11 protein-coding genes and 1 pseudogene are annotated in these 14,952 nt (G+C 36.1%); 2 read left to right on the top strand and 10 right to left on the bottom strand.

Features of this window, described 5'->3' with window-relative positions; genetic code table 11:
• Positions 1–17: 17 nt before the first annotated feature.
• From E1I69_RS13365 to fdhA, 3 genes are all read right to left on the bottom strand, one after another.
• Positions 18–938, bottom strand: coding sequence for a hypothetical protein (locus E1I69_RS13365; RefSeq protein ID WP_136380083.1), 921 nt, complete (start codon positions 936–938; stop codon positions 18–20).
• Between the two features lie 153 nt (positions 939–1,091).
• The gene (locus E1I69_RS13360) at positions 1,092–1,856 is read right to left on the bottom strand and encodes an MIP/aquaporin family protein (RefSeq protein WP_136380082.1); all 765 of its coding nucleotides are present in this window, start codon (positions 1,854–1,856) and stop codon (positions 1,092–1,094) included.
• A 12-nt stretch (positions 1,857–1,868) separates the two neighbouring features.
• Complete coding sequence (gene fdhA / locus E1I69_RS13355; protein WP_136380081.1) at positions 1,869–3,083, bottom strand: formaldehyde dehydrogenase, glutathione-independent; 1,215 nt, start codon at positions 3,081–3,083, stop codon at positions 1,869–1,871.
• 269 nt (positions 3,084–3,352) lie between these two features.
• Between fdhA and E1I69_RS13350 the strand changes: the two genes are divergently transcribed.
• The gene (locus tag E1I69_RS13350) at positions 3,353–5,122 is read left to right on the top strand and encodes a sigma-54-dependent Fis family transcriptional regulator (RefSeq protein ID WP_136380080.1); all 1,770 of its coding nucleotides are present in this window, start codon (positions 3,353–3,355) and stop codon (positions 5,120–5,122) included.
• A 446-nt stretch (positions 5,123–5,568) separates the two neighbouring features.
• Here E1I69_RS13350 and E1I69_RS13340 read toward each other — a convergent pair whose 3' ends face one another.
• From E1I69_RS13340 to E1I69_RS13315, 6 genes are all read right to left on the bottom strand, one after another.
• Positions 5,569–6,114 (bottom strand): hypothetical protein, encoded by a 546-nt coding sequence (locus tag E1I69_RS13340; protein ID WP_161974896.1) that lies wholly within the window; start codon positions 6,112–6,114, stop codon positions 5,569–5,571.
• An 889-nt stretch (positions 6,115–7,003) separates the two neighbouring features.
• Positions 7,004–7,765 (bottom strand): aspartate/glutamate racemase family protein, encoded by a 762-nt coding sequence (locus E1I69_RS13335; protein WP_136380077.1) that lies wholly within the window; start codon positions 7,763–7,765, stop codon positions 7,004–7,006.
• Between the two features lie 93 nt (positions 7,766–7,858).
• Positions 7,859–8,446, bottom strand: a complete 588-nt coding sequence (locus E1I69_RS13330) for a hypothetical protein (RefSeq protein ID WP_136380076.1) — start codon at positions 8,444–8,446, stop codon at positions 7,859–7,861.
• 4 nt (positions 8,447–8,450) lie between these two features.
• Positions 8,451–9,971 carry a sodium:solute symporter family transporter gene (locus E1I69_RS13325; protein ID WP_136380075.1) on the bottom strand — a complete coding sequence of 507 codons (1,521 nt, stop codon included), beginning with the start codon at positions 9,969–9,971 and terminating at the stop codon, positions 8,451–8,453.
• Between the two features lie 18 nt (positions 9,972–9,989).
• Positions 9,990–10,178, bottom strand: coding sequence for a hypothetical protein (locus E1I69_RS13320; protein WP_136380074.1), 189 nt, complete (start codon positions 10,176–10,178; stop codon positions 9,990–9,992).
• A gap of 79 nt (positions 10,179–10,257) precedes the next feature.
• On the bottom strand, positions 10,258–12,018 hold the full coding sequence (locus E1I69_RS13315; RefSeq protein ID WP_136380073.1) for a M28 family peptidase: 1,761 nt from the start codon (positions 12,016–12,018) through the stop codon (positions 10,258–10,260).
• A 250-nt stretch (positions 12,019–12,268) separates the two neighbouring features.
• Here E1I69_RS13315 and E1I69_RS13310 point away from each other — a divergent pair, with 250 nt between their 5' ends.
• A complete protein-coding gene (locus tag E1I69_RS13310; protein WP_136380072.1) occupies positions 12,269–13,033 on the top strand; it encodes an IclR family transcriptional regulator in 765 nt (254 codons plus the stop codon).
• Positions 13,034–13,429: 396 nt separating this feature from the next.
• Here E1I69_RS13310 and E1I69_RS25500 read toward each other — a convergent pair.
• Positions 13,430–14,714, bottom strand: a pseudogene (locus E1I69_RS25500) (IS91 family transposase).
• Positions 14,715–14,952: the final 238 nt, after the last annotated feature.

Here is a 14,952-nt window from a genome sequence, read left to right as displayed (position 1 = left end):
TTTATTAGCCTCCCGAATTAAGATTTACGAAGTTCTTCAATTTCGCGGAGTGATAATCCTGTTATATCCTCAACTGCTTCAGCATCCAAACCTTTTATTAGGAGTTTCTTTGCAATTGCTATCTTTTCTTCCTTTTTGCCTTCTTGCTTTCCTACTTGTCTTCCTTTTTCGATCCCTTTTTCAATTCCTTTTTCGATCCCTTTTTCAATTCCTTTTTCAAATCCTCGGTCCTCAAATTTTTTATAAAGTTCTTCGAATGGCCTTGCCATTTCCAACACCTCCAATATTCTTTTCTTTTCTAGCTCTTCAATTCCGTTATAATTGACCGCAACCATTCCAATCAAATAAAATGCTATGTATTCATCATGATATGTCTGTAGAGTATGTGTAAGTTCATATGCTCTTTTTGAGGTTGTTGACGTCCTCGTTTTCATCATTGGTAATAGAATGATTTGTAGTTTTTCAATGTTTGAAAATGCTTCGTTTTTAATTATACTTTCCTTTATTTTACTAAAAATTTCATCTCCATCAAAGTCGTGCTCAAGAAAAAGACATTCATGTTTTTGAATGACACTTCCAATATCAAGGTGTTGTTTCGTTGTTTCTGGTACTCCAGCTGAGAAAATGATGATGCGGCGAATTTTTTGTTGACGTTGGTGATAAAGTTGGAGATCGTAGTGGCCAAATCGTATGAGGTCATTAATGTTGAGGGTGTCTGATTCGAATTCTATATGAGCGATTGTGTTATCCTCAAGTAGAAAATTAAGGTCCATTCCTCTGTCTTTCATTTGAATGGTAGGAACATTGGTTTCAATAACATCCTTCACCTTTGGAAGTTGCATTCCTGTAAAGGGAAGAAATTCATCTTTGAACATGACAGCGAGCGAACGTAACCCAATGTCCTTATGGTTCCGAGGTATATTATAGTCTTTTGCCAAATAATATCTTCCTTTCTTTTTTCTTTTGCATGTAAATATATATTTCGACAAAAAACTAGATAATCCTTCATATTAATCTCTATAAAAACCAAAAAGGTGATAGTCCCCTCCCAAAAAGTGGATTACGTCAGAACCTATCACCTCTATACAACTCTATTTACCTACTTCATGTTGAGAAGCTTCATTTGATAACGGTAGCTTTTTCGAGCTTGTCATATACGTATAAGTGACCGCGGCCGCAATGGCACCAATGATTGGACCAATGACATAAACCGGGAATTGGATCCAGTTTATATTGCCACCTAATAGACTATCTACAAGATAGGGGCCGAAGGTTCGTGCAGGATTAAAGGATGCTCCCGTAGCACCGGCAGTCATCATGATAATCCCGCCGACCGTTAAGCCTATAACAAGTCCTCCCCAATCCTTCGGAGCCTTGGAGTCTACGGCAACTCCCATAATAACGAACATCAGAATAAACGCTGCAATGGCTTCGATAACAATTCCCTGTAAATACCCGGTAGTTGGGGCAAGTACAGTAGCCCCTAAATTACCTAACACTACTCCGTCCATACCTAAAACCGTTACAATCCCAAACGCCCCAATCGTACCGCCCACACATTGTGCAAGGAGATATGGTCCTACTTCTTTCCATGAGAAATGACTAGTCGAGGCTAATGCGATTGTTACAGCTGGGTTAATGTGACAACCAGTTAATCTTCCTATGGAATAGATCATTGCCATCACAATAATGGCAAAGGCAAAACTAATAACTCCAATATCTGCTAATGTTGTAGACTCGTTGTTATTCGCCGTAATAATTCCATTAAATGCAGCTGTTCCAGGACCAATAAGTACTAATAAAGCAGTCCCGATCCCTTCAGCAAAACACCGTTTGAACAGGCTGGGTGTCTCCATCAGCAGCCACCATTACTTCACAAGTCCATGAGGGTCAATTACATATTTTCTTGAAGCACCTTTATCAAATTCCGCATATCCCTGTGGCGCTTGGTCTAATGAAATAACAGTTGCATTAACCGCTTTTGCAATCTGTGCTCTACCACTTAAGATCGCTTGCATTAAGTCACGGTGGTATCTCATGACTGGTGTTTGTCCGGTTACGAACGTATGCGCTTTTGCCCATCCTAATCCTAGACGAACTCTCAATGTTCCAATTTTCGCATCTTCGTCAACTCCACCTGGATCTCCAGTTACATAAAGACCTGGAATCCCAAGACGTCCCCCAGCACGTGTGACTTGCATAATGCTATTTAAAACCGTTGCTGGTGCTTCGATCGCATTCGCACCATGAGCAGATGCTTCAAAGCCAACGCAATCGACCGCACAGTCAACTTCAGGAACACCTAAAATTTGGTCAATTTGTTCTCCTAAATCAGGGTGTTTACGCAGATTTACGGTTTCACATCCAAAGCTTCTTGCTTGGGCAAGTCTTTCTTCATTTAAGTCTCCTACAATAACGACGGAAGCCCCTAAAAGTTGTGCCGAATGTGCAGCAGCTAGCCCAACAGGACCTGCTCCAGCAATATAAACTGTTGAGCCTGGTTTAACACCTGCGCTCACTGCCCCATGATAACCTGTTGGAAAAATGTCAGAGAGCATCGTTAAATCTTTAATTTTTTCCATCGCTTGATCTTTATCAGGAAATTTCAATAATTGGAAGTCAGCATAAGGGACCATCACATATTCAGACTGACCTCCTACCCATCCCCCCATGTCTACATACCCATAGGCGGAACCAGGCCGATCAGGATTTACATTTTCACAAATATGTGTGTTTTGCTCTTTACAGCTCCGGCATCGTCCACACGCAATATTAAATGGGACTGACACTAGGTCACCTTTTTTAATAAATTCCACATCACGACCAACTTCAATGACTTCTCCCGTTATTTCATGCCCAAGCACTAGTCCTTCAGGAGCCGTTGTTCTCCCTCTCACCATATGCTGGTCACTTCCACAAATATTGGTTGTCACTACCTTCAAAATAACCCCGTGTTCACATTTACGTCCTACATTAAGAGGATTTACTCCAGGTCCATCTCTTAACACTAAATCTGGATAACCAATATCCATTACCTCTACTCTGCCAGGTCCCATATAAGCTACCGCTCTGTTTCCTACCATCTTTTTCCCCTCCATTAAATGAATATGAGTCAGACAACTATATACTTGCAAGTACTGTGCCAAGCATAATTCCTTTTAAAATGGACCTTTTTAAAGGATGGATAATAAAAAGAGTGTTCAAAATTTGAGCAGCATGTGTCCTATTTTAGTACACGTCGGACAAAATATTCATTACTTTCAAAAAAATGAAATAATAGTATAATAGATGTAAAATATGATTTTCTCACATAAATGGGCAAGGAAAGTAATTAAGGGGGATAGGTATATTCATGTCATCCGTCGATCTTTTCAATCAAAGAAACATTATTGATCTTTCTTGGAAACGATGTCAAAGGTTTGGGCTTTCACCCACTGGTCCAATCAAGGATATCAAATTTACCGGCAAGAAATTACAAGAGGTTCTATCAGAGAATGCGAATTTGATTAACCATACGACTGCCATTTTAGAAAAACTTTATCCTTCCATTCATTCAAGTGGAATAGTGACAGTAATCGCTGACGGTAATGGAACAATCATACATAAAATAGGTAATCTCGATATCGATGAATCTATTGACTATTTTTCAATTGGCTCAAACTGGTCAGAGGAAGTGAAAGGGACAAACGCCATTGGACTTGCCATTTATGAGAAAAAAAACATCATCACCCACGCCGAACATCATTTCCATGTGAAGAATCACTTTCTCACCTGTGCGGCAAGCCCCATTTTTTCTCCAAGCGGTCAATTTATCGGAGCAGTTAATATAAGTGCAAGGAAAGAATTATTTCATCCCTCGATGGTTTCTTTAGCGAGTATGATTGTAGAAGCTGTGCAAAATCGATTGCTCATGGATCATGTCAACCGTGAAAAGCTACTGGTCTTAAAAGAATTGGATGTTACTGCGAATTTATCCTCAACTCCAAACCTTACACTGGATCATGAAAGAAGAATTATTCGTGCAAACAAACCTGCTCAGCAATTATTAGGAAATAATTGTATTGGACAGGAGTTTCATATGAAATGGGGTTCATCAGTCGATATTTTAGACGATTATTCAAATACAGTATTTCGTTCTGTTGTTTCCTTACATGGAAATAGCACTAAATCCTCCCAGGACAAAAAGCTTTATACCATCTCTGATATAATTGGCTCCTGTGCAAAAATAGCAAATGTAAGGAAAATTGTTAAAAAAGCTGCCTTATTTGAGTACCCAATCATCATTTATGGAGAAAGTGGAACAGGAAAGGAATTAGTCGCGCAATCTTTACATACATCGGGTACAAGGAAAACAAAACCATTTATTGCGGTTAATTGCAGTGCCATCCCTGATAGTTTGATTGAGAGTGAATTATTTGGATACGAACGGGGTGCTTTTACAGGTGCTAGGCGAGAAGGAGCTCCTGGTAAATTTGAACTTGCTGACGGTGGAACAATCTTCTTAGATGAAATTGGGGATATGTCATTGAAGGCACAAGCGGCCTTACTACGCGTATTACAAGAAAAAACGGTAACCCGAATTGGCGGAGATGCTGTTAAAGTCATTGATACGAGAGTTATCGCTGCAACCAATAAAAATTTGCGCGAGGAAGTCCTAGCAGGGAGATTTAGAGAGGATTTATACTTTCGGTTGAGAGGGATTTTTATTACACTACCGCCTCTACGAAATCGAACTGATATTATCGAGATAGCCGAACATTTAATTACAAAACTAGATTCCCCCTCTATTACTTTATCGAAGGATGCGAAGCAAAAACTAGTTTCCTACCATTGGCCAGGTAATGTGCGGGAGCTCAAAAGTGTGCTTATGCAGGCCTCGTTTTTTGCAGAAGAACATATCATTCACGGTGAGGATTTACATTTTGAAGATGAATTTGAGCATCAACCTAGTCGTGAAAATTACGAAGCAAACACTTCCCTTTCACTGACAAACACTGAAAAAATGGCGATCCTACATACATTACATTCTGTAAATTGGAATATTACCAAAGCTGCAAGCATCCTACAAATCAGTCGAAATACACTGTATCTAAAAATAAAGAAGTATAAATTGGAGAGATAGATAGGTTTAGGGTCTGCCCCCAAGTAAGATAATGATTTCTTATACTGGGGGCGGGCTTGTTTATCTTTAGTACTTCCCACTGATTGATATGATGGTTTAGCGAATGATACTATCCTTGTTTCGTATAATCAATAAAATCTAACACATACTTTGCTTTTCGCACTGGTTTAGAGAATATGCAAACAAACTGGTAGATTGCCCTAGCTCTTTAGGTAATGGCTCATTGGCATTTGAGAAATTTTCCACAACTGAAATAAACAACTCATTAGCATATATATTTAGTAGATACAATCGATTAAACATGTCAGTGGTCCGCCATGGAATATAACTCGCTGAAAGGGTCTCTTCGGATTCATTAAGTACCTCTATTACTTTATGCTTGGCTTCTGTGAATTTAGTAGTTCCAACAGAATCCACCAGTTCCGCTAATTGCAAATAAACTCTTGTCACAACATCAGTTTCTGGACCGTGGGGGTTGAAAAACCCACGATCATGCCAATCATCCATGATAAACAACCACTAAGAAAAACTAATCCTGCTCGTAGGAATGCTTCATCAGGATTGAGTGGCATGCCCGATGTCATCGCAAAAACCAATACAAAAAAGATGGCGGAAGGGCCGGCTATTTTTAAGGCACCGAACACAAAAATGACTACTGCTGTAATGATTCCCATCAGAACAGCAACTGCTAGCGGATATGGTGCACTAATCGTTCCCAAATAGGTAACAAACGCCAACCCGAGAACGACCGAAAAGATTTTCTTTGCTCGCTGCGCATATGGAATATTAAACACATACAAAAAGGTAAAGCCACCCAATCCAGCAATTAATCCATATTTCAAATGGCCAAGGGCTAATCCTATCATAACCGGCAAAGCAGCAGCTACCCCCGCGCTAACAGCTTTTAACCAAGGAAATGGTTTCTTATTAACTTGTAGTGCTTGCTTAATCATAGAAGGGGCTAATGCTTTTGATTGTTTGGTATTCATCATAAACCCTCTTTACTATCGTTTACTATCATTATTCTCTTTGAGCACCTAAAAATTCTGAAATTCAGTACCTGACCCCCAGTCGGATAAAGCTTTGACCATATTTTATAGCCGCATACAAAAAAACACCCAAAAAAGTTGAAAATCAACATTTTCGGGTGTTATCGTAATGAATAGTAACTTAATTTTACAAAATGATACCGGTGTCAGGACTCATATAAATTAATAATTCCTTAGTTTAAAAGGTCTTGATAATGATGTGAAAATTTGTGTAAAACGATAAGGTTGTACAATCTGCTAAAATCAGGTGGATGTTTTTCACCTGATTTTTTCATTCATATCATTAATACAATTTTGTCTAAATATTATTCATTAGAATGAGGCTGATTACTTTCAACTAATTCAGAAAGTTTTTCCAATTTTTGAATACATTCTGCTGGGCTATCTTTTGTACAACTATTTACAATTTAAAAAAATAATAATTCCGCCCATTCATCACCCTATTAAATAGAAAGAAAACAAATAGAAAAGGACAAGTTTAATATACTATTTATAATATTAGACATAATAATTTGAAATACGTTAGAATTTTTTTGCAGACAATTCTTCAAAAAGTATCCATTATCTTCTCTCTTAATAAACAATAATGAATATTTAAATCCTTGATACATAAAAATTTAGACCCTTTTTATTTGTTTCCTCTGTACTGGATAGTGGGTCAACAACGTTCCGTATTCAAGTAATAAGAAGCCAGATTCAAATACAAATCTAGGTCTTAAATCATGCACCCACCTCACTAAAAGATACCTATGAGGTAGGAGCTGTTATATCTGTAATTTTCATTCCATTTTCAGATAATATTATCTTTCTCTTTATATCACATATAACGCGATTACTTACTATTGACTCTTACGTAAAGTTCATCTATTGACTGAACTTTGCATTGTGCTAATTTTGGAGGTTGCAAAAATGCTTTATTTGAATGTGATAATCCACTTTTAACCAGAAACTCCGATGCCATCAATGAGGTTTTTACAGGATTGATAACTGGAATACCAAGAGCATCTTGCAAATCTTCTGCTAAATGTAAAAAGCCCATCGACATACATTTCAAAACAATGGAATCAGCACCATCTTCACTAATGGCACGTTCAGTTATCCTTCTCAACTTTTCTAAAGTGGCTGTACGATCATTTGATAGTTCTAATACTGGTATATTTAGTGGCCTAATAGATGCAAGTTTTTCGATCAAACCCGCCTTACGCACAAGTTCGTAGCTATTGGGTATAGTACTTAATGATGCATTTAATATTGAAAATCTATAACCTAACATGGCGGCAGCGTGAACACTTGACATTCCTGGTCCCACTACTAACATTCTTGTTGTAATCTCTCTATATGCCTCAATCCCTGGATCTCCAGCACAGCCTATTATAGCTGCATCATAACCCTGTTGTTCCAATTCATATATCTTCTTAGCAGTTGCAGGAATACTTAAAAATTCCTCATACATAGATTCAATAGAAGCAGGTCCTTCCTCTACCCGAACAATATCAATTTCCACATCCGAAGATATCCATTCACACAAAATCTCTCCACGTCTTTCTAATTCCTTCTTATCGATAGGACCTGGGACTACATAAACCAGTTTCACAGTATAATCACCCCTACTATTCATCTTGATAAGTGAAGAAACGAATTCGCATAAGCCTTCAATAGATTTTATCCGAATAACATTTAAAACATATTAATTGAATTCCAGCTTTTTTTGTATTAAACAAATTTTATCCTGCTCAAATAATAGTTTTTGATAATTGATATCCAGAGAATAATTTCTTTGTCCAGATTCTGTATCAATGGCTTTGTAAAATGTTTTTCTACCATTACTCATACAAAATATCATCTGTGGCTTGAATAATTTATCAACTTGAACAATTTTGAATGAAGGTAATTTTTTATGCTTGAAAATAAGATTGTTAGTTAATTGATTACTTGCTTTCTCTTTTGCTTCATCAACGTTTACCAAACATCGAACAATCTTACTCTCGGATACTTCTACATTTTGCACAATTGGAAATCCTTGTCCAAAACTTGCTAAACCTTTAAATCCGTCTACAACCATGAACATAGACTGTGTTTTTTTGGGGAAATCAACATTGAAATGAATAATCCAGTATGGATAATAAACACAGTCAGAGTCTATAATTGTTTCCTGGAGCTTTTTATCTCTTTTAAAAAAAGATAAAATTTTATCTACTATACCCAAACGGTTTTTTTTAACAATTTCTAATGCCTCTTCATTAGAAATTATAGTCATAGTGGATGATATGTTCATAGTTTTATCCTTTCTGAGCATTAACAACTTCGTTAGCTAATGGTTTATCTATTAAAATATCATCAAAGAATGTATCAATAACCTCTTGTGGCGCAGGTTTTGTTAAATAACTTACTACAGTGACTAAAACTAATGAAACCATACTTCCGAATACAGCCGGCCATATACCACCAATCCAAATAGAAAAAGATTGGTATTCAATGTAGCCTAAAATGTACCAGACGATACAACTTACAACGCCGCCAATAATTCCTGCTATTCCGCCTTCTTTTGTTGCACGTGGCCACCAAATACCTAATAAAAGTGGAAATGTAAAAGCAGACGCCATGATACTAAAGGACATCGTTACAACCCAAAAAATAGCAGCTGGAGGATCAATCGCAATCAAAATAGCTAATAACCCAATAACTAGAGTTGAGATTTTACCAATCTTTAGTCGTTTTGATGTATCTAGTTGTTTTTTTGTAATCTTTGGAACTATATTAACAGTCACTAAAGAACCTGCTAAAAGTAATATAGAGTCTATTGTTGACATCATAGCTCCTAGAACTGCTGCAAGTACAATGCCCCCAAAAACCGGATGTAAATATTCAAAAATCAGGGTCGGAACCAACATATCAGCTTTTTCTAAGTTTGGAAGAATTACAGCTCCACCGATTGCAATAATAGCTGCACAAATATACATTAGCGATTGAAAACTAATTGAATATATCAATGCCTTTTTTAGTGTTTTATCATCTTTAGGTATTAAAAACCGCGTAACCGATGCTGGAGCTCCTCCAATCTGAAAGAATCCCCATACAATAAATGAAGATATTACCCATAAAGGTGACATTGCACCTATTAAAGCCATACCTTCCGGATTAATTTCCCCATATTTTATATTCATTTCAGAAAAACCACCTGTTGCATATAGAACGATTGGAGCTAAAATCATGAACCCAATGATCATCAATATTCCCTGTATTAAATCTGTCCATGCAACTGCAAGCATCCCTCCAACGGTTGTGTAAAGAATAACAACAATGCCGAAAATAAATAATCCTACTAAATATGGGACACCAAGAATTACTTCAAAAGCAACAGCAGCTGCCTGGAACTGGGCTGAAATCATAGGAATAAAAGCACAAAGCATAATGATACAAGTTACTATGCCTACAAATTTACTGTAATATCTAGCTTCGAATATATCTGATATCGTAACACTTTTTAATCTGTCAGATAATTTTCTAATTCGCTCTCCTAATAGTACATAAGTAAACCATGGAGCAGACGCTGAAGCAATCCCTGCTGGCATCAAGCTATATCCTATAACACTTTTCTGACCAACTGATCCCATAAATGTACTTCCACTCATTTGAGTTGCGGAGTAGGAAAATCCAATCACTGCCGCTCCTAATTTATCTTTGGCAATAAAATAATCCTTCTCTGAATGTGCTTTCTTATTAAACCAAAAACCCAATACCAGCATTCCAACGAAATAAACAAATAGCACTATCAAATATTGAATAACGTTGCTTTCCATTTTAGTCCCCCCTTATATTTATTTCCCCATTTTGTAATATATTAGAGTGGCAATAACAAGGTATAGATACCCCATATACGAAATCACCATAACATCCCAGTCAATATTACCCGGTCCTGGAGCCATAGGGACGAGAATAATAACAATGCCTCCAATTAAATAGATGGCCATTAATAAAATTGATAATTTTGGTAATTTAACTTTCATCTCATAACCTCACTTTTGAAATTTTCTATATTCATAAAAAGACAAAAAAATTTCTGAGGTGCCTTATTAAAGTGTGAAGTTAACCTATTATTTCCTGTGCTTGTTGGAGTGTCCAAACCAACCTATTTTGTCCACGTAGTAAATGATTCAATGTAATATTATATCTGTGAGATCCTACGGGAAGGTTTTTTAAAGATTTAGCCGGTTCAATATCCGGAAGTGGTGGAACTTCTAATGCTGGATCATGTCGAAACTTTCCTGTTCGAGTATAATTCACTGGAATAAGAACCCTCCCAAGTTTTAAGATTTTTTCATTTGCCTCTTTAACAACAGGGTCTGTTACTTGTCTTTCTTTTATCTCGCTTAATTGATCATAAAAATCAAGCAAAGCTAACCGCAGCTTTATTGCTTGCTCTAAAGCGAGATCTAATCGAAAGTGATCCGAAGCTTCTTCCTGATATTGTTTAATTGTTGCAATGATTTCATCAGCGGTTTTGACAAAGTTAATAGGATGAATAGTTTCATTTGAAATACGGAAAACCGATGTCAAATAAACACGTATATCCTTTTTTAAGATATCCATATCTGCCACATACAACAGATCATCTTCCGTATGCCACTCAATATTTCCACCGCAACCACCGACAGGATAATAATTTTTTTCTTTTATCAGTTCATCTGGAATAGTTGAGGAAAGCTTATAGAAAGATGTGATTCCAATATTGTTAAAAGAATAATCTCCAGAGCGTCTGGGTCTTGAACCTGATGCTTCTTGTCCGGTAGCATCCTTTATTGCTTGCTTACAAAATGCTTCCACTTCGCTCATCCAATTAATATTTTCATACGATGTTGCCCAACGACAACCAGGTGAGTCACAATTTACTTGAGCAATACAATTTTTATCCAAGTCTAAACCATTTTGATCAGCAAACCACGTAGAACCTGCATATCTTCCTGTCGAGTGTCCTGGCCAAATTGCTATGCGAATACTTCTTTTTAATTTATCACGATGTTTGTATAAAATCCTCGCAATTTCTAGCAATGCTGCATCGCCTGTAGCATTGTCTCCAATTCCCACAGTCCAAGAGTCTAAATGTCCGTGTAGCAGCACATACTTTTCAGGCTCTTCAGTACCTTCTATAAAAATGTCGATTAACGGACATGGATACCAGCCATTATCCAAATTTGTTTGGAACTTGATTTTAACTTTTCCTTTACCACATAAGGACTTTATCTCCTCACCAGATTCCTTGTTCACTGCTAGAACTGGAATTTTTGGTTCATTATCGATTGAATCAAGATCTGGCGTTCCCCAAATGGATGTACAAATCCCATCATGGATATTGTCCCCAGGACTGATAAAAATGGCACCTACCACATGTTTATCATTAAATTCCTTAACTTTCCCAGACATTGGATAACCCTCTGTTATTACAATTTTGCCTGTTAAATCACCATAATCTTTTTCTATTAAACTAGCACTAAAAATGTCACTAATTTTTGAAGCATGTTTTGAAGGGATATATACCACTTCCCCACTCACCCATTCTTCCGCCGTCGAAACTGAAAAAGAGGGTGTCTTTGCATTAATAACTTTAGAGATAGGATGGATTATTTCTAGGTTAGCTTTTTTAGGGATGCTTAAATAGAGGTTTGGATAATGAACTTGGTGTGTGACTCCCCATTCTTCAAGAAAATTTGCAAGGAAATGAGCAGATATTTTTTCATCTTCACTCCCAGATTCACGTACTAGAGTACTGAATTTTTTTAATATTTTTTCCGGGACCTCCATACTAATCTCATCAATTAGTAGGGTTTCTGCATTTTTTTCAGTTTTCATTTAAAATCCTCTCCTTTAATCTATTTGTTACTATACCTGTGTTTTCGCTTAAATTTTACATACTTATCTCACCTCCTTATTTTTTAGAAATTTGAATCATGTTTGTATATAACAAATCATTAATTCTAATTTCTTTTGGGTAAAAAATCTAAAACATTTCATATATATGAAATAAACTTTACATATATGTAATTATAGTTTATAATAGTATTAAAATTCCAATTTGTCAAACTATTTAGAGGTGTTTATCATGTCAAAAAATCAAGTCCCGTCTGTACATAAGGCAATAAATATTTTAGAACTATTAAAAGAACATGATTTTCTTACTTTAAAAGACATCAGTAATTCCTTAAAATTACCTACTAGTACCTGCTACAATATTTTAACTACACTAGAAAATAGAGGTTTCATCCAACGAAATACTGAAACTGGACAATATATTCTTGGATTGACACTAATGCACTTAGGATTGTCTATTTATAATAAGATTGATTTAAAAAAAGTAGGAACCATTCATTTAAGTGAACTATCAGAGGATTTCGGGGAAACTGCATATTTAACTGTTCTTGATCGATCTCATTTCAAGGGAATTGTTGTTGAAAGATTACAAAGCAAAAGAACGGGGTTAGTTTATTCACGAAATATCGGTGACACCTTTCCAATTTACGCCTCAGGAACAGGCAAATCACTTTTATCAGGATTAAATGATGAAGAAATTAACTACTTTTTCGAGAAAACAGAAATGATTTCTTATACGTCTAAAACCATTACTAACGAAGAGAAGCTCAGAGATGAGATACAAGATATTAGAAGGAAGGGATATGCTATTTCAAATTCTGCATTTGAGGAGAATGTCATAAGTGTGAGTTCCCCCATTAAGGATTCGTTTGGAAAAGTAATAGCTGCTGTTAGCTTGGTGGGTCCAGTAAACCGCATATCGCCAATAATAGAAGCAGTTATAGAATCGGTTAAAAGAACAGCCTTCGAAATATCTAAAGCAATGGGGTATAAATAGAGTATAAACTCTTAACTATATCTAAAACAATGTTAGAACGAAGCGAACTGAAAGGCACAGCTTATATTGTACCTTCTTCTGCTTAAATAGATTCAACTACTAAACTCATTCTGATTTTATATAAAGAAAAACACCCACATACATTGATTTAACAACATTTTGAGTGTTTTAATATGACCAAAATCGCTAACGCGACTTAATCACGTCCCAAGTGTAGATTATTCACTTGGGATTTTTTCTCGCTTCACGCATAGTGCCTTCACAAAAAGGACAGACTACCTCCACCACTTCTCCCTTCTTTAAATCGAAGCCAAACTCTTCTACAACAAAATCAGGGACTTCGTCCTCTTTTCCACAATCAATTCACTTAAATATGATAAACACATCTTACTTCATTTAATCCGAATGGTCTTCTTCGTCTAACCACTTTAAGACTTCCTCATTTTCATCCTGTTTTTTGTTTTTGACACTCTTCTTCCACCCCTTCGCAAACTCCATGTCTTCCATATAATGATATATGAATCCGTAGTCGGCATGATAGATCTCAACTAAATCCATTTCCCTTTTATAGTATGGACAAATAAAGGGGTCATTATCAAATGCCTCTTTCATACGTTGACGATATGATTTTTTCTTCTTTTTTGTTTCGAGTAATAAAGTTAATTGTTTGGTTCTCATAAAAGAATATAAAGAAAGTACATCTTTTGCCCTTTTATACGAACGTCTACTGTATAAACCATATCGCCCAACCATTCGAAAATGCATAGGTGGGATGTGTTGTAATAGTTTAATAAGAAATTGAAATACAGGGAGTTTTACATCTATCCTTCTTCCTGTTTGATGATTTTCATTCCAAAACTCAACGTTTTTACCGTCATAATTAGTAATTCTATATTCTGCAATAGCTGGTCTAGCTAGGTATTTTCCAATATACTTAGCTGCACCTTTTGCATCCTTCATCTTTCTCTGCGTTCGCATAAAAGCCATTAGGGTACCGTTGGTACAAATCAGAAATCATTTCTTGAACTTTTTGATTTGATGGATACCACTTTTTAAGCATATCTAACAACCTTTTGCCACGATTTACGCAAAAAGTTGTAAGGAATAAACTCTGTTGGTACCCATTCGTTGCGGTTATCGATTTCACCTTCTGTAACTAATGCATGAACGTGTGGGTTAAACTTCATATCTCTTCCAAATGTATGAATAACAGTAATCACACCTACTTGAAGGTTTCTTTTTTTACTTTTTCTTTGGAATTAGAATTGGAAAACTTGAGCAACTTCTTTACTAAGTTCATTAAGCTTTTGCTTTTTCCTATCTTCAAAGAAGATTTGCCTTATTTCTTTTGGAATAGTAAATACCATGTGACGATGAGGAACATCGAATATTATTCCTGTTGTTTTTCAGACCGGTCATCTGTGTACTTCTTTCCACACTTATGATAAAAACGACTTTTACAAGTAAAGCAAACAAATACGGGTTTGGAATTATATTCACAGCCAAGGCATTCGTACTTAGCTAAACCTAAGTCAACCGTTCCACATCTGATTGCCTTCTAAACAGCTTCTTTTATATCATCCCGATAAGACACAGAGTATGTATTAGAAAACATCTTCCAGTAACCATCGAAATGTTCTTTAAGTATTTGTTTAATGACCCCACTATTCCTTTTCATCATCCAACTCGTACCTTTCAATTCAACTACAAACATTATACCGAACAGTTATCCACAAATCGATTATTTTATAATTTCCTAAACAACAAAAAAGCTATAGACTGGTAAAAGGTTATAACAGTCTATAGCTTTATATTATTTTTTAAATAATTTTATCTACTTTTAATCCAACAATTTTTGAAGCTGACCCATTCCGACTTAGGTTTAACATCAGTGAGGAAAACCTTAGTATGTTAGAATT

The organism is Bacillus timonensis (assembly GCF_004799755.1).
In the GTDB taxonomy this organism is placed as follows: domain Bacteria; phylum Bacillota; class Bacilli; order Bacillales; family Bacillaceae_L; genus Ferdinandcohnia; species Ferdinandcohnia timonensis_A.
The sequence above is the reverse complement of the archived record's forward strand: the minus strand, read 5'-3'. Positions and strand labels throughout refer to the sequence as shown.

What these genes read in the sequence shown, in the direction of transcription:
- E1I69_RS13360 (WP_136380082.1), bottom strand. Translation starts at nt 1,856, where the DNA reads ATGGAGACACCCAGCCTGTTCAAACGGTGTTTTGCTGAAGGGATCGGG.
- fdhA (WP_136380081.1), bottom strand. Translation starts at nt 3,083, where the DNA reads ATGGTAGGAAACAGAGCGGTAGCTTATATGGGACCTGGCAGAGTAGAG.
- E1I69_RS13350 (WP_136380080.1), top strand. Translation starts at nt 3,353, where the DNA reads ATGTCATCCGTCGATCTTTTCAATCAAAGAAACATTATTGATCTTTCT.
- E1I69_RS13340 (WP_161974896.1), bottom strand. Translation starts at nt 6,114, where the DNA reads ATGATGAATACCAAACAATCAAAAGCATTAGCCCCTTCTATGATTAAG.
- E1I69_RS13330 (WP_136380076.1), bottom strand. Translation starts at nt 8,446, where the DNA reads ATGAACATATCATCCACTATGACTATAATTTCTAATGAAGAGGCATTA.
- E1I69_RS13325 (WP_136380075.1), bottom strand. Translation starts at nt 9,971, where the DNA reads ATGGAAAGCAACGTTATTCAATATTTGATAGTGCTATTTGTTTATTTC.
- E1I69_RS13320 (WP_136380074.1), bottom strand. Translation starts at nt 10,178, where the DNA reads ATGAAAGTTAAATTACCAAAATTATCAATTTTATTAATGGCCATCTAT.
- E1I69_RS13315 (WP_136380073.1), bottom strand. Translation starts at nt 12,018, where the DNA reads ATGAAAACTGAAAAAAATGCAGAAACCCTACTAATTGATGAGATTAGT.
- E1I69_RS13310 (WP_136380072.1), top strand. Translation starts at nt 12,269, where the DNA reads ATGTCAAAAAATCAAGTCCCGTCTGTACATAAGGCAATAAATATTTTA.